Origin of the sequence: Leifsonia poae (assembly GCF_020009625.1) — a bacterium.
GTDB classification, from domain to species: Bacteria; Actinomycetota; Actinomycetes; order Actinomycetales; family Microbacteriaceae; genus Leifsonia; species Leifsonia poae_A.
Window position 1 is genome coordinate 66,936 of the sequence record NZ_JAIHLP010000001.1, and the last position, 20,974, is coordinate 87,909.

The following is a 20,974-nucleotide window of genomic DNA, read 5'->3' on the forward strand; positions in this document are numbered from 1 at the left end:
CGTCCGAAAGCGGTGACCTCATGACCGAGTTCGACGTCGAAGTACGCACAAGGATCCCCGCCGCCCGATTCAAAACACTGGTCGCGATCGCTGCGAGACACAACACCACTGTCGGCGCCCTCGTTGCCGAGATCACCCGACGTGCCGTCACCGGGGATGCGGTCGCACCGAAACGTAAAGGCCGCCCGTCGAAGTACACGCGACATCTCGGGGAACGCATCCTCGACGCCCGCCGCTTCGGACGCCCGTACACGGCGATCGGTGTGGAAGAGCACTTGTCCGTCGAAACGGTCAAACGGTACGCCCAACGTGCCGCCGAGGAGGGGCTGTGAACGCGGCAACGCTCCACGAGTCCGACGTCGATATGGCCCGGTTCCTCTCCGACGCCACCCACGACGCAGCCGCGTGCCCGTGGCTGTTCAAACCCCTCACCCTCCCGACGGACGAACTCGACCGCCGCACGTACGACCACGAGACAGAACGGCAGCGCAGATTCCTCCGCGGCCAACACCACCACCAGAAGGAGAACACCCAACCATGACCACCACACTGACCAGGCTCGCGTACACCGGGACGCTTGAGATCGTCGAGTGCGCCAACTGCCACATGCATTTCGGCGTCTTGCCGCGCTTCCAGAAGGACCGCCGTGACGATCACAAGATGTTCTACTGCCCCAGCGGACACAGCAACTACTACTCCGGGAAATCCGAAGCCGAGAAGCTCAGCGATCAGCTCGCTGTTGAGAAGCGCCGACGCGGCTACTCGGAAACAGCCCTGCAGGCGCAGCGCGATCAGACTCGTGCGACTGAGCGTTCCCTGGCCGCGTACAAGGGTCATCTGACCCGTGCCCGGAACAAGATCGCCGCCGGCAATTGCCCCGTCCCCGACTGCGGACAACATTTCTCGAACGTGCGTGAGCACATGAAGCACAAGCACGCCGACTGGCACCTCATCGACCCGGAGACCGGGAAGGCGGCGGAACTGTGATGCACGACCAGGAGAACACCCGAGACAAGGAGAGCATCTGATGGCCGGCGAGACCGTGATCACCGTGGTGGGCAACCTCACCAGCGACCCGGAGCTGCGTTACACGCAGTCGGGGACGGCGGTGGCGAACTTCATCATTGCATCGACATCGCGCGTGTTCGACAAACAGGCGGGCGAGACAAAGGACGGAGACGCCCTCTTCCTCCGGGCGAGCGTGTGGCGTGAGTTCGCTGAACATGTCGCTGGCAGCCTGACCAAAGGCACCCGCGTCATCGCTCAGGGACGGTTGAAGCAGCGGTCGTACGAGACGGAGACGGGCGACAAGCGCACGTCGATGGAACTCGAGATCGATTCGATCGGTCCTGACCTGCGATGGGCGACAGCGACCGTCACCCGGGCGACATCCTCCCGAACCGCTGGCGGACCCGTGGGCGCGCCAGTGGAGGAACCGTGGGCATCGGCCGCCTCGGACGCTCAAACGCCTGTCTACGACGACGACACGCCGTTTTGAACCGTTCACGATTCACCCCACGCACCGAATGGGCGCCAGCAGCATCGCCCCGCGAGCCGAAAGAGCACCGCTGCGGACTGTGCTGGACCCAATACGGGAAGTCGGCAATCCCGTGCCCGAATGAACCCAAGAAGACCACGAAGGAGAAGCCATGAGCACCACAACGAGGGACTTCCACATCGGAACGATCCTGACGATCACAAGCGGGAAGCTCATCTCGCCCATCGGCACGGTATACGAAATCTGCGACTGGATGACTGGCGAGTCCACCATGACGCACCAGCTGCCGCGTGTCTCACGAGAGATCGAAGGCACACTGCGCGGACAGCACCCCGACCTCGCCGCCGAGGCGGTCATCGAGTGGCGCATCCGGTTCTCTCGTTTTCACATCGAAGCCCACCGGGAAGGCCTGGCGCGCTCGCTCGAAATTCTGATCCGGGATAAGCAAGCCGAAGCGCTCGAAGAGGCGGCGCGCGGCATGGATGACTTCGATGACTATGCCGCCCTCGCGCCCTGGACGATGGCGGATCGATTCGCTGCGGTCGCGAACAGCGGAGCTTGGTCTGATTGGCTCCGGGCTCGCGCAGCCGAGTACCGGGATGGCGGCAACACCGAGCCGAAGGGCGGTCAGTGATGGGTAAGCACATCCCAGTTGTCGAAGAGGGTTGGACGGTCGAGTGCGTCGAGGGCGAGTGCGAGCACGAGACTCCCGACGAGTGCCTAATCGGTGTGGTGGCGTGCTCAGGGTGCCTCGAAACCGTCGAGCTCGACCCGAGCGACGACACCTACGCGATCCCGGAATGGCCGTGCGTCCATTCCACTCACTACCCCGAACCGATGATGCGTGACCTGAAAGCGCAGCTACTGCGCGAGTGGGCCGAGGGTCGCCCCACAACCCCAGACCACCTGAACAGGAGCGAACAATGAGCCATACTCGCTGGCTGGTGAAGATCGATAGATCGGGTGAGCGCATCATCGCCATCCGCGATTCGGAGGACGCCTGCCGGACGCTGGCGTCCTCACTGAACGAGAAGTATCAGACCGACGAGTACTACGCCGAACAGTGGGACACCGGCCGCGGAAGCTGGACCACAGGCCACCAGAACAGGAGCGAACGATGAGCGTGAAAGTCACGACCGAGCAGGAAGCCGCTGGCCTGCCCCTCGGGGCGGTCGTCCGCGACGGGATGGGCGACATCTTCCAAAAGGTCAGCGATACAGGGTTCGAGATGACCGGCGTTGGGGGGCGTTGGGGGCCGTCATGGATCGCGTACCCGGCGGTCGTGCTCTGGCCGGTCAACACCGAAGAGAGCGACCATGACTGACCCTGAAACCGAGCGTCGCCCTGAGTGGTGGGAGTACGCAGACGCCCGCAACACCCCGATCAACCCCGACTGTCGTGACGGGAAACATGACGCCTGCAACGACGACGCCTGGGACGCCGTCCGTGACGCAGCCACTGACTGCACATGCACTTGCCACCCGCCGAAGGAGACCACCGAATGACCATCCGCCAGTTCTTCGACGCGCTTGCCTCCGTGATCGAGCTCCGCGCGGCCGAAGCCAGCAAGGGCGTGCTTCTCGTTGAGGCGATTGCCGCAGACGAATTCGAGACCCAGTTGCGAACCCTCACAGCGAACGCCGACGAGCGTGCGGCACTACGCCGCATGGCGATCCAGCTAGCTCAGCTTGGAATACGAGAAGAGCAAATCGAGCCGATGGCGCGCGACTGGTACACCCAGCCCGCGCGACGCGAGTACGAGCTCGAAGCCCTCCGCCACACAATCAACACCCGTATCGACGTAATGCAGGGAAAGGGAACAACCGCATGAAGGAACAGACCGACCCGCTCCTCGACGCCATCGAAGCACTCACCAAACCGATCCGGGTGAAGGTGCCCCAAATCGACGACGCCGGCCAGCACATCAAAACGTGGACAATCACCCACGACTCGCTCCTCGATCAGTTCCGTGCCGCAGTGATCCCCTCAACAAACACCGCCGCCGGATCATCGGCGCTCGCATCAACCAGAAACATGCTCGACTCCACTGCCCTGTACGAGTACAGCAAGATCGCGTCAGCGACAGGTGACTGGTGCCGCCTCGTGGGACGAACAGCAACACGCGACGCGAAGGAGAACCTCACCCACTGGTACCCGGCCTTCCAAGCGGAGTACCCCGAACCGGATGTGACCAAGTGGTACCTGACCGAGCTTCGCCAGTGGGCCAACCTCATCCGCGAACACCTCGACCCGCCCCGGCGCCGCAGTATCACCTACCCGTGCCCCGTCTGCGGCAAGACATCATGGATCGGTGCCGACGGCGACGGCGGAACATGGCCCCTCGAATTGCAATACAGGGTCGACGACTCCAACGAACCAGTCATCGAACGGGTCATCTGCCGCGCCTGCGAACCACACACCATCTGGCCGACACGTGACGCCGCCCGCGAGCTCCTCGAAGAGCTCACGGAAAGACACGCCGGATAACCACAGACCGAACGGCACAGATGTGTTAATCTGTGAGTGCCTTCCAGAAGTCCGTCAAAAACCGGACGGGAAGCCACACAACTTCGAGAAGCCCCGACCGGAACACCCGGCACGGGGCTTCTCGCACGAACGGGGGCACGCAACCATGCCACTCCCCATCGACCCCCAACTCGAAGCCGCCATCCTCGACCTCGCCGGCATCGACCCCGCCACCATCGACCCCGGCACCGTGGACATAGCCCTCATCAACCCCGCCGGACCAACCACCGTCCGCGCCACCCTCGTACTCTCCATCGACACCGACGAACTCAGACAGCGCATCACCGCAGCACTGGCACCGTAAGCGCCGAGCATGAGTAGCACGCCACGCAACACCGCCCAACGAGACCGGGACCGGGCCCGCATCAAAGCAACACGAGCGAACTGTCACATCTGCGGCAAGAAGATCGACTACACACTCCCGCACCTGGACCCCAACGCCTTCGTCGTGGACCACATCATCCCCCTCGCCAAGGGCGGAGCAGACACACTAGCCAACAAAGCCGCAGCACATCGCGAGTGCAACAGCAAGAAGCGCGCACGAATCGTCGCACCAATCATTCGTCGCAGTGGTTCATTGACCTGACAGCCGGTCCCATCAAACCCCAGGGGGAGGCCCCCCGGGCCGCCTTCAGCCGTACCTCCGGGGCTAGGCAGAATCTCCCCCTGACATTTTTTCCACACGAGGCGGTGCCTGCGATGACTTCTCGCACCGGTGCGCTGAGGGCGGTTGAGCCCGGTGAGACGCCTGCTGTCAAGCCTCCGGTGACGATCGAGGAAGCTGCTGAGCGGGATGACGACTTGGGCCAGCTGCGCCTGACGCGGCGCGCGATCGCTCGGAAGCTCGACGACGTGAACTGTCCTGCTCGGGACATGGCCGCATTGTCGAAGCGGTTGATGGAGATCGGCAAGGAGATCGCGTCTATCGAGGCTCGTGCCGCGCAGGAGGATGACCAGCATGCCGAAGTCGAAGACGGCGTCTTCGACGCCTCGGCTGTCTGAGTACGCGAGGACCTTCGCCTTTCCGGACGGGATCAAGAAGACGGTCTGGCCGCGTGTTGAGGCGAAAGGCAAGGAGCTCGGTCTCGGATTCGACTGGTGGCAAGCGCAGTTGGGCACCGTGTGTCTCGGATACGGCGCCGACGGCCTGTACGTGGCCACGGTCGGCGGTATCGGTCTCTCGATCCCTCGACAGGTCGGCAAGACCTACTTCGTTCTGGCGCTGATCTTCCTGCTGTGCATCATCTTCCCCGGCTACCAGGTGGTGTGGACTTCGCATCACTTGCGGACGACGAACAAGACGCTGATGACGGCTCGCGGGATGGCACGCCGCAAGAAGATCGATCCGCACGTCGCCGCTGTCCGCACCTCGCACGGCGAAGGTCAGGTCGAGTTCAAGAACGGCTCGATGATCATGTTCGGAGCCCGCTCGCAGGGCTTCGGCCGCGGGTTCGACAAGATCGACGCGGAAGTGTTCGACGAGTCGCAGATCCTCGACACGAGCGCGCTTGAGGACATGGTCGCAGCAGCCGCGCAGTCACAGCACGAGCATGGTGCGCTTCTGTTCTTCATGGGGACGCCGCCGCGTCCGAAGGATCCGTCTGAGGCGTTCGAGCAGCGCCGCCAGAAGGCTCTGGAGGGCAAGGCGAAGAACGCGATCTGGTTGGAGATTGGCGCGGATCCGAAGTCCGATCCTGACGACGAGTCGCAGTATCCGCTGATGAATCCGTCGTACCCGAAGCGGACGCCGCCGGCGTCGCTGCAGCGGTTGCGGGAGAACCTCGCAGATGAGGACTCGTGGAACCGTGAGGGCCGTGGGATTTGGGATGCGGCCGATGGCAACCGCGTCATCGACGAGGATGCGTGGAACCGTGTAGCTGACGCGTCGTCGATGGCGATTGAGCGTCTCACGTTGGCGATCGATGTGGCGCCGAATCGCTCGGTCGCGTCGGTGAGCTTCGCTGGCAAACGGGCGGACGGGCGTTGGCACGTCGAGCTCGACCAGCAGCGCACGGGTACCGCCTGGGTGATCCCGTGGATCAGGGAGCGGGCGGAGAAGAACCACCTGCATTCGGTCGTTGCCGACGAGATGTCGGGACTGGTTGAAGAGAAGAACGGCCGTCACTACCTGACGGGGACGCGCATTCACGTGACTCTCGCTGCCGCTGAAGGCCGGGACATGGCGATCGCGTGTGGAAAGTTCTTCGACGGTGTCATGGACGGCTCCCTGAAGCACACGAACCAGCCGCAGGTGAACGTCGCCCTTTCAGTTGCTCGGAAGCGTCCACTGGCGGGTGCGTGGGCGTGGAACCGGAAAGACCCCGATTCAGATATCACCCCGATCGTGGCGGAAACGCTCGCGTTCTGGGGTGCACAGAGCGAGAACGTGAAGCGGCCCGGAGCGGGTCGATCGAGATCGAGGACGGCGGTGGTGATGTGATCGACACTGCCCTGAATCTCAGCGACCTCTCGGGCGACGAGAACATCATCCTGAACCTTCTTATCGAGCAGTTGAACCAACGGTCCCGCCGTAACGGTCTCCGTTCGGCGCACTACGACGGGAAGCGGGCAGTCAAGCAGGTCGGCTCGGTCATCCCGCCGCAGTACGAGAACCTGGCGCTCGCGCTGGGGTGGGCGGCCAAGGGTGTCGACGGGCTCGCACGCCGATGCAACATCGACCGGATGGTGTGGACCGGCGGCGACCTCGATTCGCTGGGCATGCCCGAGCTTGAGGACTCGAACTTCCTGTTCTCCGAGCTCGCTCAGGGCCGCACGGATTCGCTCATTCACGGCGTCTCGTACCTGATCACGACGCGCGGGAACACGGCCGATGACGAGCCGGCGTCGCTCGTGCATTCGAAGACCGCACTGGACGCGACCGGAGAGTGGAACACCCGCCGCCGCGCTCTCGACAACCTGCTTTCAATCACGAGCAGGGAAGACAACCAGATCACCGGATTCGTGTTGTACCTGGACAACCTCACGATCAGCGCTGACAAGATCGACGGCAAGTGGGCGGTGGAGCGTTCATCGCACACCTTCCATGTGCCGGTTGATCCGCTCGTGTACCGGCCGCGGACGTCGAAGCGAATGGGACGCTCCCGCATCACCCGCCCGGTGATGTCGCATGTCAACAGTGCACTGCGTGCCCTGATGCGCCTGGAAGCGCACATGGACATCTATGCCATTCCGAAGTTCATCCTTCTTGGCGCCGACGAGTCGATCTTCAAGAACGCTGACGGCTCGATGAAGACCTCCTGGCAGGTGGTCATGGGGCGTGCGTTCGGGATCCCGGACGACGACGAGGCAGCGCAGCCGCGGGCGGATGTGAAGCAGTTCTCCGCCGAATCACCGGAACCGCACATCGCGGATCTCAACGTGCTCGCGAAACTGATGGCGCGTGAAACGGACCTGCCGGACACGGACTTCGCCTTGTCGGACATGGCGAACCCCACGTCGGATGCCTCGTACACGGCGTCACGCGAGAACCTGATCGCTGAGGCGGAAGGGTCGATGGACGACTGGTCTGTTGCGACCCGCCGCACGGTGACCCGTGCGCTGGCGATGCAGAACGGGCTGTCAGCGGTTCCGAAGGAGTGGCGTTCGATCGCGCCGAAATGGCGGTCACCGATCTACCTCTCCAGAGCGGCTGCAGCAGATGCTGGTTCTAAGCAGCTCAGTGTCGTTCCATGGCTTGCGGAGACGGAGGTCGGCCTCGAGCTACTCGGTCTCGACGAGCAACAGATCCAGCGGGCTCTCGCGGAGAAGAAGCGCATGGCAGGGCGCGCGGTCCTCGCCGCGTTGAAGCCACAGGCCAATGCCGTCGTCGTCTGAGACGCGGGCGGCGCTGCAACTGGTCACGGGTGAGGCGGTCACGACTGGCGTCGACCTGCTGCAACGACTGCAGGGCACACCGGAGGTGCAGCGTCTCGCTCTGCTCGATTCTGTGCCCGGTCTGATCGGCTACTACGCCGACGGGTCGGCCGCACTCGCCGCGGACTACTACGACGAGACACGCGCCCTCGCCGGCGTTCGAGTGCCGTACACGTCGGAGCTCGTGATCGCTGACCGCACGGTGAAGATCCGTCGCGCGATCGCATGGTCTGCTGAACCGCTCTTCACCGGCGACGGCGACGCAGGTGGCCGGCTCGCAGAAGTGATCCAGATCGAAACGGCTCGACCGTTCCGGGACACGATCACCACGAATCGTCAACGCGACCCAGAAGCGGTCGGCTGGCGTCGCGTCACCTCCGGTGGGTGCAAGTTCTGCCGGATGCTCGCCGACAAGGGCGCCGTGTACCGGGAGGGAACGGCGAGGTTCGCAGCCCACCCGCACTGCCACTGCACCGCCGAGCCAGTGTTCGGGCCGAATGACACCGGCGAATCGGTGTCCGCGATGCAGTACCTCGGCAGCAAGAGGCGTCGCACGCCGGAGCAGCAGGCGACCCTCCGCGACTACCTCGACACCTACTACTGAGACTTCCCCACCACGGGGTGAGAACGCTACGGCCGCGTTTCAAGGCCGGTCTGATGTCCGACGGGACAGAAACGGAGATACCGATATGACTGACGCCACCGATACCACCAACGTGGACGCTGACACCGCCGCGAAGGGTGATGACGAGCAGAAGCCAGAGCAGAAGTTCACTCAGGCCGACATCGACAAGGCCGTCAAGGACCGCCTCGCCCGTGAGAAGGCGAAGTACGCGGACTACGACGACCTCAAGACGAAGGCCGAAGGCGCGAAGACGGTCGAGCAGAAGCTCGCCGAGCTCGAGAAGAAGACCGCCGACGCGGAAGCCCGGGCGCTGCGCTCGGACATCGCAGCGCGGTTCCAGATCAGCGCCGAAGACCGTGACCTGTTCCTCACCGGTACCGACGAGGACACGCTGACCGCTCAGGCAACCCGCCTGACCGAGCGCGAAGCAGACCGGAAGAACAAAGGCAACGTCGCCCGCAAAGAGGGCGACACCAAGCAGACCGGCAAAGCCAACGGCGACATGCGCGACTTCGCGCGACAGCTGTTCGGCAACGCCGACTAACCGAAAGGGGCAGCTATGCCTGCACTGAACACGGGAAGCCTGAACCTTCCCGACCACATCCTGGACCCGTGGCTGCAGAAGGTGCAGTTCGGTTCAACCGTCGCCTCGCTCTCGGGTGCGATCCCGATGAAGTTCGGCACCGGACACGCGATGACGTTCGACATCGGCGAGGCCGAGTACGTCGGAGAGGGGGCGAACAAGGGGCCCTCCACCGTCACGCCGACGACCGTAACGGCGAAGCCATACAAGTTCCACAAGACCGTGCGCATGACGCAGGAGGTCAAGTGGGCCGACGAGGACTACCAGCTGCAGGCGATCGATCAGATCCTGTCCAAGATTCGGCCGTCTCTGTCGCGCGCGATCGACTACGGGGTCTTCCACGGCATCAACCCGACCGGCGGCGCGCCCGTTGCGGCAATGACCGCCTACCTGTCGCAGACCACGCAGCAGGTCGAGGTCGTCGGGACCGACAAGCCGTATGTTGCACTCGATGCGGCTGACACGGCCGTCCTGGCCGCGAGCTACATCCCTGGCGATGTCGCACTCGACCCCGCGTGGGCGTCGAAGTTCTCCAGCGCCCGGGCGACCCAGACCGAGCAGAAGCTCTACCCGAACTTCAAGCTGTCGACGGAGGTCTCCGAGCTCGAGAACCACCGGGCGTCGGTGTCGAAGACTGTTGCAGCGCTCGGGGTTGCGGCGACAGCGACGAAGGTCCTCGGTTTCGTCGGGGACTTCTCGACCGTCGGCTGGGGCATCCAGCGCGAGATCGGCCTCGAGCTGATCGAGTATGGCGACCCGGACGGGCAGGGCGACCTCAAGCGGAACAACCAGATCGCGTTCCGCGCCGAGATCGTCTACGGCTGGGGCATCGCCGACCTGAACGCGATCGCCGCCGTCGTCGACAAGGTCGCCGGCTGATGCCCCGGCTCCGCAACGCGGGGACCGGCGCAGTGATGTCCGTCTCCGACGAGATCGCTGAGCGCCTCGGTCCGGAATGGGTTGACGCCGACAAGGCGGAGACGCCGCGGTCCGATACGCCGGATGCGTCGTGGAAGGTGTCGGAGCTCAAGGCGTACGCCGACGAGCACGGCATCGACCTCGGCAAGGCGAAGTCGAAGCCCGAGATCCTCGCCGCCGTCGCCGGTCACACCGGAGACGACGACACCACCGACGGTGACGACGACTCGGACGACCAGTCCGACGACGACACCAACGAGTAACGGAAACGGGGGCGGTCATGGCCGTAACACCAGACATGCTCGCGGTTGCCCTAGGGCAGGCCGCCCCCGTACCCGGCTCGGTCACCGAGCAGCAGTGGCAGATGTGGATTGATGACGCGCTCATGCTCATCGACACCCGGCAGGCGCAGCTGAACGCGGCCGGGCCGATCGATGAAGCGAAACTCGACTACGTCGTCCGTGAAGCCGTCGTCGCACACATCAAACGTCCCGAAGACGCCACCCAGGTCACTGTCTCGATCGATGACGCGTCGTCGTCGAAGACATACAAGTCCGGCAAAGGTCGCGTCAACATCATCGACGAGTGGTGGACGCTTCTGGGGCTCACCGACCCGAAGGGCGCGTTCTCGCTCGACATGGCGGGCACCGCGAGTCGGCACCTTCCCTGGTGCTCGCTCTCCCTCGGCGCCCTGTACTGCTCCTGCGGTGTCGATATTGCCGGCCGCCCCATCTTCGAGGGCGGCGACGACCTGTGAACCTCGGGGCTGACGTCGCCGCGTACCTTCCCGGGTTTCGTGAGGCCGCGGAATCACTCATGGTCGACACCGCCGAGGTGTACGGCCTGGCAGTGAAGACGTGGAACGAAGACACCGCCTCCTATGACCTCGTTGCCCCGCTCGTGCACACCGGGCTGTGCCGAATAAGAGTCGCCGACACTCTCGTCCAAGAGATCGAGGCGCAGTCTCAACCGCTCATCGTCGGACGACTCACCGTCTCCTTCCCCGTCGCCGCCGAGACGGTGTTCCCCGAGAACTTCACTATCAAGATCACCGCATCCCCGTTCGACCAGACCAACGTCGGCCGAACCTTCCGCATCCAGGGCCCGCACGCGCAGACGCTCGCGACGGCGCACCGATACCCGGTCGAGGAGACGACATGAGCGACTCGATGAACTTCGACTTCTCCGAGCTCAATACACTCGCCGCAGACCTTGGCGATGTCGCCGACGACGCCGGCAAGAACATCGTCCAGGCGGTCACTGGCAGTGCCCGACAGACGCAGAAGGAATGGCGTCGAAACGTTGGCAGCTCGAAACACTTCCCCAGGCTCGCCGGCGCGGTCACCTACGACGTTGAGAGCAACGCAGCCGTCACCGGGTCAAGCGTCAGCGCCGAAATTGGCTACGACCGATCGCGACCGCAAGGCCCGCTCGGCCATATTGCCGAGTACGGCGACCTCGGAAGTGCTCCCAGGAGTGACGGCCAGCACGCGCTTGAGGCCACACAGGAGGACTTCGTGCGCGGCTTGATCAAGGCCACAGCGGACGCGGAGAAACGGAACAACCTGTGATCCGGGCGCACGTAAACGCGATCCTCGCCCGGCTCCGCGAGGACACCGTCCTCCAGGGGTTCACGTTCGAGGGTGTGGTGCTCCCTGATGTGCAGGAGAACCGGCCGCAACGGTATTGCACGATCTTCACGAACTCCGGCTACCGGACCGTGGAACGACTTTCCGGCCCCTCCGCGACAGCCACCTTCACGTACACGATCCACTCGGTGGGGACTGATCCGCAGCAGGCGCAGGCGGTCGCTGAGCGTGTGTTCGCGCAACTCCTCGACTACACACCCACCGTGGTCGGCCGACAGTGCGGCCGGCTCCGCCATGCCGCCTCACAGCCCGTCCAGGTCGACACGGACGTGAAGCCACCCCTGTACTACTGCGTCGACCAATTCGACCTCACCAGCGACCCCATCTGAGCCGGTCGCATCACCCACTCCCTTCGGTCTCTCCGGAGGGCTAACAGAAGACCCCGATTGCCGGGGAGAAGACAAGGAGAACAACTATGGCTGATGTAGCCGAGTCCATTGTTCCGCCCCCGGCCGCGGACCAGACGGACAACCTGACCATCTGGTGGGTGCCATCCATCGCCGATGTCCTCGCCCCCAAGGTGACCGAGATCGGCGGGACCGGAGCATTCCGGGTCACGTACTCGTTCACCAACGACGGATGGTCGATCGCCGGGTCCCAGACGAAGACGAAGGACGAACGCCTCACCCTGAAGCAGCCGCTCGAGTCCCTCGGCGCTACCGATGTGGCGCTGAACACACTCAAGTACGTGGAGTCGTCCCAGGCCGGCTCCGCGAACGTCGTCCTCCTCGAAGGCACCGCCGGGTTCTTCGTCGAACGGCGTGGCATCCCAAACAAGACCCTCGCCGCCGCGGCGCAGAAGGTGCGGGTCATCCCCGCGATCCTCGGCGCGCAGCTCCCCGGCCCGACCGACGGCACCGGGAAGTTCACGATCGTGCAGGAGACCGCACTCACCGGCCTTCTCGGGCTCCCGGTCGCGCTCGTCTGACTCAAACCCCTGGCGGGGTGTCTCACCGGTCGCCCCGCCAGGTTCTGCCCCTTGCCGGTGAAGTAACCGGTGAAAGGAAACCCCGTGCCCACAATCGATGAGATCCTCGCAGCCCGTGCAGCGTCGAAGCCGAAACCTGTTCAGGTGACGGTCCTGCTCGACGCCGACCAGTCGGAGAAGATCGAAGGACTCGAAGCGGAACTTCGTTCCCTCGCCGCATCCACCGACAAACGGCTGTCGAAAGCGGACGGTTCCGCCGAGCTCGAAGCACAGCTCGAAGAGATCAAATCGGCACCAGCGGATGCGCTGGTCACGTTCGCGTTCGAGAAACTCCCCGGCGACATGTGGACCGACCTCACCTCACGGAACCCGGCCCGCCCTGACGCGCTGATCGACCTGAACTACGGGTACAACCTCGACGCGGTCGTGCAGGAAGCCGCGAAAGCCGCTCGTGGTGGGCACCACTTCGCCTGGCAGGTCGACGGCGACACGAACATCGTCCTGACCGACGAGCAGTGGGATGCGATCTTCGAGTCACTCTACGGGCATGACATGTCGGCGGTCCGGGACGCCGTGTGGAACGTCAACGAGTGGCAGCCGTCGCAGCGCCTCGCCGCCGCAAAAAAAGCACGGGCCGGGATCGACACCGGCTCGAACTAGCCCTCGCGTTCGGGATATCCCCACGCCGACTCACCGGGTGGGAACCCGCGGAGATCATCGACTACGAGTACGACGACGCCGGCCGGGTCTCACGGGCCATCGTCACCCGCGAGCCTGAGTTCACTGACGACGATGTCACGGATCTCGTCGGGGCTCGGACGCTCGAGCGTGAGACCGGACGCTACGGCGAATCGCTCCCGGAGGCATTCTCAGATGAGGCGGCGCCCGAGTACTACGGACGCGGAGCGATTCGCTACCTGCCGAAGTACCGCGTCAACCAGGCGGAAGCCGCGGTCGAACGGCTCCGCAAAGAGCACAAAGACGACCTACCAGACGGTGCAAGCTTCTACATCGAGCGCGTCACGTACGACTGAGCGCTTAGCGGAATCGAACCCGTGTGAGCGCCAAGACGCCGCCGATGAGAGCAACGACGACTGTGGCACCCAGGAGCGCCCAAGTCAGCGCACCCGCGCCTGCGGAAACGGCCGCAACGACGGTGGCGACAAGTAGCACCCCAGCGACGATGAGCGCATTTGCCCATGCGGGGCGCGTGGACCGAGCCGCCTTGTAGATCGAGGCATCGCGCGGTTCCGGCTCATCTGTCATGACTCGCACTCTACAACTCCACACCGACTTGACGGGAGGTTCTCGTGACCGATCGCACCGTCAAGGTCAGCCTCGTTGCTCAGGTTACCGGCTACATCCAGGGCATGGAGAAGGCCGCCAAGGCCACCCGGGAAACGGGTACTGAGGCCGAGAAGCTGGCGCAGAAGAAGGAAGCGCTCCAGCAGATCGGCACCGCGGCATTGGCAATGGGTACCGTTGCTGCTGCTGGCGTGGCGCTCGCAATCAAGAAGTTCGCTGACTTCGATGCCCAGATGTCGCAGGTGCAAACCCTGTCACACGCGACCGCTGGCGAAATGGACCAGCTGCGCGACTCCGCATTGAACATGGGTCAGGCGATTGGGTTCTCCGCGAACCAGGTGGCTGACGCGGAGACTGAGCTTGTCAAGGCCGGTGTATCAGTCAAGGACATCATCGGCGGCGGTCTCACTGGTGCCCTCAACCTCGCGGCGGCCGGTCAAATCAACGTCGCGCAGGCAACCGAGATCGCCGCAGTCGCTCTCACCCAGTTCGGCCTCAAAGGCAAGGACGTCCCTCACGTCGCCGACCTCCTCGCGGCTGGCGCCGACAAAGCACTCGGCGGCGTCGACCAGCTCGGACAGGCGCTCAACCAGGGCGGTCTAGTCGCTTCTCAGTTCGGCCTCTCGATCGACGACACCGTCGGCACCCTGTCGGCGTTCGCGAACGCTGGCCTTCTAGGTTCGGACGCGGGCACCAGCTTCAAGCAGATGCTCCTCTCGCTCGCCTCACCGTCGCAAAAAGCGGCGGAGACGATGAAGCAATACAACATCCAGGCATACGACGCACAGGGCAACTTCGTCGGCATCACCAACCTTGCCGGCCAGCTTCAGACGAATCTGAGTGGGGTCTCCCAGGCGCAGCGTGACTCGGCTCTCTCGATCATCTTCGGTTCCGACGCCATCCGCACGGCGAACGTGCTCTACAAGGAGGGCTCGAAGGGCATCCGTGGCTGGATTGACAGCGTCAACGACACTGGATTCGCCGCCGAACAGGCAAACGGCAAGATGGACAACCTCAATGGAGATCTGTCCAAGCTCGGCGCCGCATTTGACACTGCACTGATCAAAACTGGATCAGGGGCCAACGGAATCCTCCGCGACATCGTTCAGAACCTGACCTCTGCAGCCGCGGCGGTTGGCGAGCTCCCTGAGCCGGTTCTCGCGACTGGACTCGCGCTAACCGGCCTGGTCGCCGTGATCGGCCTTGTTGGCGGAGGGGCGCTGGTTGCGGTTCCAAAGATCGTGCAGTTCAAAATTGCTCTGGAGACGTTGACCGAGACTGGACCAAAGGCGGCCGCCGGCGTCTCCGCCGCAGGCTCAGCCGTTCGCGCGCTGCCATATGTGGCCGTTTTGCTGTGGCTTGCGCAGCTGTCCACTGGGTTCATTACAACCGCGCGCCAGGCACTCGGTCTTGAGCAATCGGTGAGCTCGATGACAAAGACCCTCACGGAATCGACGAAGCTCAGCAAGAAGACGATCGACCAACAGCTCAATGCAACCATCGTGGGCTTCAAGAGCGACATAAACGGCCTCTCTCAGCTCACCGACAGTGGCTGGCTAGCTGGGGCGATCAAGTCGTCGGAGGATTTCATCGGGTCCCTCGAGGACTGGATGCCCGTCCTCAAAGCTGTCGGTGCCGGCACTGGCGATACTTCACGCAAAGTCAGCGACTTGGACAAGTCATTGGCAGCGATGGTCAAAGCCGGCAATGGCGACAAAGCCGCAGAGGCGTTCGAGTACCTCAAGACGAAAACGGACGGCTCCAAAGAGGCTCTCCGCAATCTGAAGAACCTGTTCCCGGAATATGCGGCAGCGCAGAAGACTGCCGCGAAGGCGACCGACGATAGCTCTGGGAGCACGGACGACGCGACCCAGGCGTATCTGGACGCGGCGGGCGGCGTCAGTGACCTCACGAGTCAACTCGCCGATTTGATCACTGAAATCAACAAAGCCAACGGCGTAGGACAGGACGCCGTCTCCGCGAACGCCGCCTATCAGGGTGCGGTCGCCAAGGTTGACGACACCATCAAGAAGGCGAAGAAGGGTGCCGAGGGGTACTCGCTTTCACTTGACGGCAACACGCAGGCTGGCGCCGACAACCTCGCGATGTTGTCTGATATGGCAGAAAAGTCGCAAGCGTCCGCGAAGGCGACGTTCGACGCGGACAACAACTCGCAGGCCTACGTAGCCAATCTCCAGGCCGGCCGGCAGGCGTTGATCGACCGGATCACTGACATGGGTGCAACTGCCGCGCAGGCGAGCGCCATCGCGGATCAGGTCTATAGGATCCCGACGCAGCGAGAAGTCGACATCATCGCTAAGACCGCCGAGGCAGCTGCACTAGTGCAGCACTTCAAGGACATGCTCGATACGATCCCGGGTTCCCGGATGGTTTCGATTGGTGTCCAGGTGCCGGCATCGTCCAACCCGATCATCAATGCGCTCAAGGGCACGGGGAAAGCCACCGGTGGCGCAATCACCGGTCCGGGTGGGCCTCGGGATGACACGGCCGGTATCTACGCGCTGTCGAACGGTGAGCACGTCTTAACCGCATCCGACGTAGACGCGATGGGTGGTCAGCGCGGTGTGTACCAGTTCCGATCGCGCCTGCACGGCTACGCGGACGGCGGGGCAGTGCCACGCACGTACGTTCCCGCATCGTCGTATGCCGGCGGTTCCACGAACGTCTCGGTGTCACCACAGCTTTCGTTGCAGGGCGCTCGGATCGTTCTCGATGTCGGGGGTCAGCAGATCGAGGGTGTGATCCGCAATCAGATCGTCGCGAACGAGCAGAAGCAGGCTCGCAGAACACGGATGGGGTGACTGATGGCTTATGCGCCGACTCTGATTGTGTCGACGGATGCGGCGCCGTGTCCGCGCGCTGAGGTGTTGTTCACGTCGTTCGCGGCCGGTACCTCATCTGTGGATGTGTACCGTCTTGCTGCTGATCGTGAGTACCTTGTGCGTGGCGCGGTGAAGGCTGCTGTTGCCGGTGCGTTGTCGCGGATCGATTTCGAGATCCCGTTCGGTGTGCCGGTGCAGTACCGGGCGGAGATGTTCGACGCTGCGGGCCTGTCGCTCGGGTTCACGGACACTGCGACGGTCACGGTCGATGTGAGGGACACGTGGGTTCATAACCCGCTTGACCCGCAGGGGGCGACGACGGTTGCGTTCCGCGGCAATGCGGCACGGTCGCTTGTTCGCCCGATTGAGGGTGACCGGGTGTGGCCGATTGGTCGAACTGTCGCGGTCATCGTGGCCGGGCAGCGGCGTGGAATCCAGGATGCTGTTCTCGACGTGATCGTTGACAGTGTCAACCAGGCCGACCGGTTGCAGGCAATGTTCGGCAGTTACGGCACCCGCACCACACCGGTGCTCTGTTACCGGATTGGTTCCACCGACCGGGTGCGTCTCCCTCGCCCGTTCTTTGCGGGCATTCTCAGCCTGGACGAGCAGGACCAGACGTACGTGTTGGGTGGGGAGAAGATCGCGTTCGGGATCACCGGTGACGAAGTGTCCCCGCCGACGCCGGCGCTGGTGGTGCCTCTGCTGACCCGTGCGGACCTGAATGCGGCGTTCCCGACGAGGGCGGCGTTGAATGCGTTCTTCCTGACCCGTCTCGAGGCGAACCGGGCGTACCAGTTCGCGGGGACTTCCTGATGCGGGCACATACGACGGTTCTCGACAAGGTTCTGACGGGGTCGCACAACCGGCGGTTGATCGTTGATGTGTTTCACGGGTCCGACCGGGTGATGCGTGGGCTTGAGCTGACCGAGTGGGAGCTCGAAGGCGATCTGACTCGGGATGTGAAGTTCTCCGGGTCGGCGACGATCGCGTACCAGTCGGTGTCGGGTGAGTCGTTGGTGCCGGTGGAGACCGAAGGTGTGTTGTCGCCGTTCAAGGCGCGTCTGTTGTTGACGATGGAGATCACCGCTGGCAGTTTCACTGAGCTGATCACATTGGGGTGGGCGCGGGTCATCACCGTCCAGTCTGGTGTCGACTTTGTGGCCGATACCCGGTTCGGTCGGTTCGTTGTTGCGTCGGTGGTGCAGATCGTGTTCCTCGGTCTTGAGGAGAATGTGCGCCGGCGTGGGTTTCGTTCCCCGGAGCAGCCGCCGTCGCTGGTCTCCACGTATGCGGAGCTGCGGCGCATCACCGGGATGACGGTCGTCGCGACCGTTCCGGACAAGGCGATCCCGGCAGCGATCGTGTACGAGACGGCGCAGGGCGGCCGGCTGAACGGTGTGCAGGATCTGTGGGGGAACCTCGACTGCATCGGGGTGATCAACCAGTTCGGTGCGTGGGTGGGTGTCCCGAAAAGCCCCGGGTCTTCGGTTGGTGCGTTGACGATCGGCGCGGAGGGGACCGTTGTCGATATCGGGTATGAGGTCGACACGGACACTGTCTACAACTGCGTCGTCGGCACGTTCGAGGACGCCGACCGGAACCCGATCTATTCGGTTGCGGAGGAGACGGTCGGCCCGCTTGCAACGTCTGGGTATTACGAGGAGAACACCCGCTACTACTCGTCGCCGTTGGTGACGACGCAGGCCGGCGCGGACTCTGCGGTCAGGGCGATCCTCACTCAGTCGATCGGCGGGCAAACGTACGAGGTCCCCATTTCGTGCATTGCGAACCCGGTGATCGAGTCCGGTGATGTGCTGCGTGTCCACGGGCACACGCGCCCGCTCAAGGGTCGGATGATCCGCTGGCGGATGACGCAGGCGGCGCTGATGGACGTGACCTTGGAAGTGCAGAGGAGCCTCACGTGAGAACCGCGACCGACATCCTCGCCGACCGGGTCAAAGACCTCCCCGACGTGGACAGGCGCACCGCGATCTTCGCCCGCATGGACGGCAACCTCGCCGTCGTGAACACCGGCCCCACGACGATCAGCATCCCCTGTGTCGGGTTCTACCCGCCGATCCCTGGCATGGCCGTCCAGCTGGAACGCACCGCCGGACAATGGAAAGTGACCGGCCCTGCTGTGGCGCAACCAGCTATTGGGACGATCTCCGCCACCGGCACCCCGCAGGCGACTGTCACGATCGGCGGGAAGCAGTTCCAGCTGTACTACCGGTCCGGGTACACGCCCTCGATCGGTGACCAGGTCGAGGTGAACTGGGCAACCGGTGTCATCCAGGGTAAGATCACCGGGTCGAACACCGGCACCGACCCGGGCACCAACCCCGGCGGCGGCGCAACCCCACTGCCCACGTCCCCGATCCTTGCCTCCGACTCCGGCCAGTTCCGGTCGAGGTGGCAGGGCAACGACCCGCGCGCCTCCGACAGTGTGTCAGGGGCGTGGGTCTACAACGGCCGCGTCGCCGCAGCACTCACCGGCGCCACGGTCACGAAGAGCGAAATTTACCTCCCGCTGCGCGCCCAACTCGGCGTGTGCAACATCGGCGTCCACACCTCCGCGACCCTCCCCAGCGGATGGGTCGGTATGAGTCTCTCCACCCCGCTCAACCCGCGCGGCGGGTGGGTGACCCTCCCGCTGTCGTTCGCCGCGACACTCGCTGCCGGCGGTGGGATCTCGGTTGCGTCCGGCAACGGCGACAACCAATGGGCGGGTACCCAGTCCGACCCTCTCTCTGGCGCGCTGCGCTTCCAAGGAACCCGATAGGAGCCCCGATGTCCGCAGACAGATACGGCACGAAAGGTCAACCGCAGTTCGATGCCGTTGGTGCACCAGCGATCGACGTCGACCCCTCATCTGTCGCGGACTACGCGGCGACTGTCGGGAACCACATCGTCGGAACCACCGCGCAACGCAACGCGAACGTCGTGCCCGGCCCCTCCGGGAAAGCCGTGTGGGACGGCCTATATTGGTCCGACACCACAGACGGGTGCACGTACAAGAGGATCGCTGGTGCGTGGGTGCTCCAGCTGAAGGACACCGGGTGGTTGCCGTTGACCCTCGTCTCGTCGTGGGTCGATTACGGATCGTCCGCGTACGGGCCGCCCCGATACCGGGTTATGAATGGTCAGACCCATGTGTCGATCATGATGAAGTCGGGAACGATCGCGTCGTCCACGCTCTTCACCACCCTGCCTGCCGGGCTACCGGGCACAACAGTCCTCAAGTGGGGTATTGGCTCCGGTGGTGTCCTCGTCGGCATCTCGGTCACACCTGACGGCAGGATGACCTTCGTCACCACTGCCAACGGAACGTACACAAACGTGTGCATCAGCTTCCCGGCTGATCAGTAGGCAGACGCTTAGCCTCTGCCCGTTCGAACACTCTCCGGCCCTGCAAGTGCGGGGCCTTTCGCATGTGAGGAAGCGCGAGCCGATGCCCGAGTACATTTACCCCACCTACGCGCACACTGCGTCCGATCAGGACGGCACATGGCAGGGCCACAAGGACCGCACACCGCCGAGCGTGAATCCGGGCATGGACTACGCCTGCGCGTACGGGTCGGTTGTCGTCGCCGCGAAAGCTGGGGTGATCCGCGTCGCCGATTCGACGATGGGCGGCAGCGGCGGACGGCTGGTGTACATCACCCATCCCGATGGCGACGAAACCCAGTACCTGCACCTGTCCCGGATCGACGTGACCGCAGGCCAGACGGTGACCCAGGGGCAGCAGATTGCCCTGTCGGGTGCGTCCGGGTTCGGCTCAGACCGCTATTACGGCCCGCACTGCCACGTGTCCCTGTATCTGCACGGGGTGAACGTCGATTTTCAGAAGTACGTCAACATCACCGACTCTCACGGTGGGGGCGGATCGAACAAGGAGGACGAATTGTCTGCAGCAGAAGTGGCGGAGATCAAAGCGCACGTCACCGCCGAAACCAACCGGCTTGCCGAGTATGTGCGGCGGGAGTCCCGGATGCGCCTGTACAAGAACAGCGCCACCGGCCAGTTCATGGCTGCGTCGATCCTGTCGGGCCGGTACGAGATCCTTTCCGGTCAGTCGGAGGTCGACTCGCTCGTGAAGAACGGGTATCTGGAGATCGCGAACGGTGACGCCGCGACCCCGCAGATCGTCGACGACCTGCGCTGGCGCAACATCATCGCCAAGTGCCCGGTGAACATCAAAGCCATCGCCGGCTGATCCCTCT

32 protein-coding genes are annotated in these 20,974 nt (G+C 63.9%); all 32 read left to right on the forward strand.

Features of this window, described 5'->3' with window-relative positions:
• Positions 1–20 precede the first annotated feature (20 nt).
• The 32 genes from K5L49_RS00410 to K5L49_RS00565 all read left to right on the forward strand — a co-directional run bounded on the left by K5L49_RS00410 (position 21) and on the right by K5L49_RS00565 (position 20,967).
• The gene (locus K5L49_RS00410; RefSeq protein ID WP_223690087.1) at positions 21–332 is read left to right on the forward strand and encodes a hypothetical protein; all 312 of its coding nucleotides are present in this window, start codon (positions 21–23) and stop codon (positions 330–332) included.
• Entirely contained in the window at positions 329–541 is a 213-nt protein-coding gene (locus tag K5L49_RS00415) for a hypothetical protein (protein ID WP_223690088.1), read from the forward strand. The genes K5L49_RS00410 and K5L49_RS00415 overlap by 4 nt, the downstream gene beginning before the upstream one ends.
• Positions 538–987 (forward strand): hypothetical protein, encoded by a 450-nt coding sequence (locus K5L49_RS00420; protein WP_223690089.1) that lies wholly within the window; start codon positions 538–540, stop codon positions 985–987. The genes K5L49_RS00415 and K5L49_RS00420 overlap by 4 nt, the downstream gene beginning before the upstream one ends.
• A gap of 40 nt (positions 988–1,027) precedes the next feature.
• The gene (locus tag K5L49_RS00425) at positions 1,028–1,498 is read left to right on the forward strand and encodes a single-stranded DNA-binding protein (RefSeq protein ID WP_223690090.1); all 471 of its coding nucleotides are present in this window, start codon (positions 1,028–1,030) and stop codon (positions 1,496–1,498) included.
• Positions 1,499–1,649: 151 nt separating this feature from the next.
• Positions 1,650–2,132 carry a DUF7736 domain-containing protein gene (locus K5L49_RS00430; protein WP_223690091.1) on the forward strand — a complete coding sequence of 161 codons (483 nt, stop codon included), beginning with the start codon at positions 1,650–1,652 and terminating at the stop codon, positions 2,130–2,132.
• The gene (locus K5L49_RS00435) at positions 2,132–2,425 is read left to right on the forward strand and encodes a hypothetical protein (protein ID WP_223690092.1); all 294 of its coding nucleotides are present in this window, start codon (positions 2,132–2,134) and stop codon (positions 2,423–2,425) included. Before K5L49_RS00430 ends, K5L49_RS00435 begins: the two co-directional genes overlap by 1 nt.
• On the forward strand, positions 2,422–2,619 hold the full coding sequence (locus K5L49_RS00440) for a hypothetical protein (RefSeq protein WP_223690093.1): 198 nt from the start codon (positions 2,422–2,424) through the stop codon (positions 2,617–2,619). The genes K5L49_RS00435 and K5L49_RS00440 overlap by 4 nt, the downstream gene beginning before the upstream one ends.
• Positions 2,616–2,822, forward strand: a complete 207-nt coding sequence (locus K5L49_RS00445; RefSeq protein WP_223690094.1) for a hypothetical protein — start codon at positions 2,616–2,618, stop codon at positions 2,820–2,822. The genes K5L49_RS00440 and K5L49_RS00445 overlap by 4 nt, the downstream gene beginning before the upstream one ends.
• 177 nt (positions 2,823–2,999) lie before the next feature.
• Positions 3,000–3,329, forward strand: coding sequence for a hypothetical protein (locus K5L49_RS00450; protein WP_223690095.1), 330 nt, complete (start codon positions 3,000–3,002; stop codon positions 3,327–3,329).
• Positions 3,326–3,985: a DUF7341 domain-containing protein gene (locus K5L49_RS00455; RefSeq protein ID WP_223690096.1), complete on the forward strand. Its 660-nt coding sequence runs from the start codon at positions 3,326–3,328 to the stop codon at positions 3,983–3,985. Before K5L49_RS00450 ends, K5L49_RS00455 begins: the two co-directional genes overlap by 4 nt.
• A gap of 145 nt (positions 3,986–4,130) precedes the next feature.
• Positions 4,131–4,328, forward strand: coding sequence for a hypothetical protein (locus tag K5L49_RS00460; protein ID WP_223690097.1), 198 nt, complete (start codon positions 4,131–4,133; stop codon positions 4,326–4,328).
• Between the two features lie 9 nt (positions 4,329–4,337).
• Positions 4,338–4,610: an HNH endonuclease gene (locus K5L49_RS00465; RefSeq protein ID WP_223690098.1), complete on the forward strand. Its 273-nt coding sequence runs from the start codon at positions 4,338–4,340 to the stop codon at positions 4,608–4,610.
• A 113-nt stretch (positions 4,611–4,723) separates the two neighbouring features.
• Positions 4,724–5,026 (forward strand): hypothetical protein, encoded by a 303-nt coding sequence (locus K5L49_RS00470; protein ID WP_223690099.1) that lies wholly within the window; start codon positions 4,724–4,726, stop codon positions 5,024–5,026.
• A gap of 151 nt (positions 5,027–5,177) precedes the next feature.
• Entirely contained in the window at positions 5,178–6,464 is a 1,287-nt protein-coding gene (locus K5L49_RS00475; protein ID WP_223690100.1) for a hypothetical protein, read from the forward strand.
• The gene (locus K5L49_RS00480; protein WP_223690101.1) at positions 6,461–7,858 is read left to right on the forward strand and encodes a phage portal protein; all 1,398 of its coding nucleotides are present in this window, start codon (positions 6,461–6,463) and stop codon (positions 7,856–7,858) included. The genes K5L49_RS00475 and K5L49_RS00480 overlap by 4 nt, the downstream gene beginning before the upstream one ends.
• On the forward strand, positions 7,842–8,501 hold the full coding sequence (locus K5L49_RS00485) for a VG15 protein (RefSeq protein WP_223690102.1): 660 nt from the start codon (positions 7,842–7,844) through the stop codon (positions 8,499–8,501). The genes K5L49_RS00480 and K5L49_RS00485 overlap by 17 nt, the downstream gene beginning before the upstream one ends.
• Before the next feature lie 85 nt (positions 8,502–8,586).
• Positions 8,587–9,066, forward strand: coding sequence for a hypothetical protein (locus K5L49_RS00490; RefSeq protein ID WP_223690103.1), 480 nt, complete (start codon positions 8,587–8,589; stop codon positions 9,064–9,066).
• Between the two features lie 15 nt (positions 9,067–9,081).
• On the forward strand, positions 9,082–9,984 hold the full coding sequence (locus K5L49_RS00495; protein ID WP_223690104.1) for a phage major capsid protein: 903 nt from the start codon (positions 9,082–9,084) through the stop codon (positions 9,982–9,984).
• Positions 9,984–10,286: a DUF7302 family protein gene (locus tag K5L49_RS00500; protein WP_223690105.1), complete on the forward strand. Its 303-nt coding sequence runs from the start codon at positions 9,984–9,986 to the stop codon at positions 10,284–10,286. Before K5L49_RS00495 ends, K5L49_RS00500 begins: the two co-directional genes overlap by 1 nt.
• A 17-nt stretch (positions 10,287–10,303) precedes the next feature.
• On the forward strand, positions 10,304–10,780 hold the full coding sequence (locus tag K5L49_RS00505) for a hypothetical protein (RefSeq protein ID WP_223690106.1): 477 nt from the start codon (positions 10,304–10,306) through the stop codon (positions 10,778–10,780).
• Positions 10,777–11,184, forward strand: coding sequence for a DUF6093 family protein (locus K5L49_RS00510; RefSeq protein WP_223690107.1), 408 nt, complete (start codon positions 10,777–10,779; stop codon positions 11,182–11,184). The genes K5L49_RS00505 and K5L49_RS00510 overlap by 4 nt, the downstream gene beginning before the upstream one ends.
• Positions 11,181–11,594, forward strand: a complete 414-nt coding sequence (locus K5L49_RS00515; RefSeq protein ID WP_223690108.1) for a hypothetical protein — start codon at positions 11,181–11,183, stop codon at positions 11,592–11,594. The genes K5L49_RS00510 and K5L49_RS00515 overlap by 4 nt, the downstream gene beginning before the upstream one ends.
• Positions 11,591–12,001, forward strand: coding sequence for a DUF3168 domain-containing protein (locus tag K5L49_RS00520; RefSeq protein ID WP_223690109.1), 411 nt, complete (start codon positions 11,591–11,593; stop codon positions 11,999–12,001). Before K5L49_RS00515 ends, K5L49_RS00520 begins: the two co-directional genes overlap by 4 nt.
• Before the next feature lie 86 nt (positions 12,002–12,087).
• The gene (locus K5L49_RS00525) at positions 12,088–12,600 is read left to right on the forward strand and encodes a phage tail tube protein (RefSeq protein ID WP_223690110.1); all 513 of its coding nucleotides are present in this window, start codon (positions 12,088–12,090) and stop codon (positions 12,598–12,600) included.
• 84 nt (positions 12,601–12,684) lie between these two features.
• Positions 12,685–13,260, forward strand: a complete 576-nt coding sequence (locus K5L49_RS00530) for a hypothetical protein (RefSeq protein ID WP_223690111.1) — start codon at positions 12,685–12,687, stop codon at positions 13,258–13,260.
• Complete coding sequence (locus K5L49_RS00535; protein ID WP_223690112.1) at positions 13,191–13,634, forward strand: hypothetical protein; 444 nt, start codon at positions 13,191–13,193, stop codon at positions 13,632–13,634. The genes K5L49_RS00530 and K5L49_RS00535 overlap by 70 nt, the downstream gene beginning before the upstream one ends.
• Before the next feature lie 276 nt (positions 13,635–13,910).
• Positions 13,911–16,727, forward strand: coding sequence for a phage tail tape measure protein (locus tag K5L49_RS00540; protein ID WP_223690113.1), 2,817 nt, complete (start codon positions 13,911–13,913; stop codon positions 16,725–16,727).
• 3 nt (positions 16,728–16,730) lie between these two features.
• Positions 16,731–17,564, forward strand: a complete 834-nt coding sequence (locus K5L49_RS00545) for a hypothetical protein (protein WP_223690114.1) — start codon at positions 16,731–16,733, stop codon at positions 17,562–17,564.
• Positions 17,564–18,676, forward strand: a complete 1,113-nt coding sequence (locus K5L49_RS00550) for a hypothetical protein (RefSeq protein WP_223690115.1) — start codon at positions 17,564–17,566, stop codon at positions 18,674–18,676. Before K5L49_RS00545 ends, K5L49_RS00550 begins: the two co-directional genes overlap by 1 nt.
• Positions 18,673–19,533: a hypothetical protein gene (locus K5L49_RS00555; protein ID WP_223690116.1), complete on the forward strand. Its 861-nt coding sequence runs from the start codon at positions 18,673–18,675 to the stop codon at positions 19,531–19,533. Before K5L49_RS00550 ends, K5L49_RS00555 begins: the two co-directional genes overlap by 4 nt.
• 8 nt (positions 19,534–19,541) lie before the next feature.
• Positions 19,542–20,120 carry a hypothetical protein gene (locus K5L49_RS00560; RefSeq protein ID WP_223690117.1) on the forward strand — a complete coding sequence of 193 codons (579 nt, stop codon included), beginning with the start codon at positions 19,542–19,544 and terminating at the stop codon, positions 20,118–20,120.
• Between the two features lie 82 nt (positions 20,121–20,202).
• Positions 20,203–20,967 (forward strand): M23 family metallopeptidase, encoded by a 765-nt coding sequence (locus tag K5L49_RS00565; RefSeq protein ID WP_223690118.1) that lies wholly within the window; start codon positions 20,203–20,205, stop codon positions 20,965–20,967.
• Positions 20,968–20,974 lie beyond the last annotated feature (7 nt).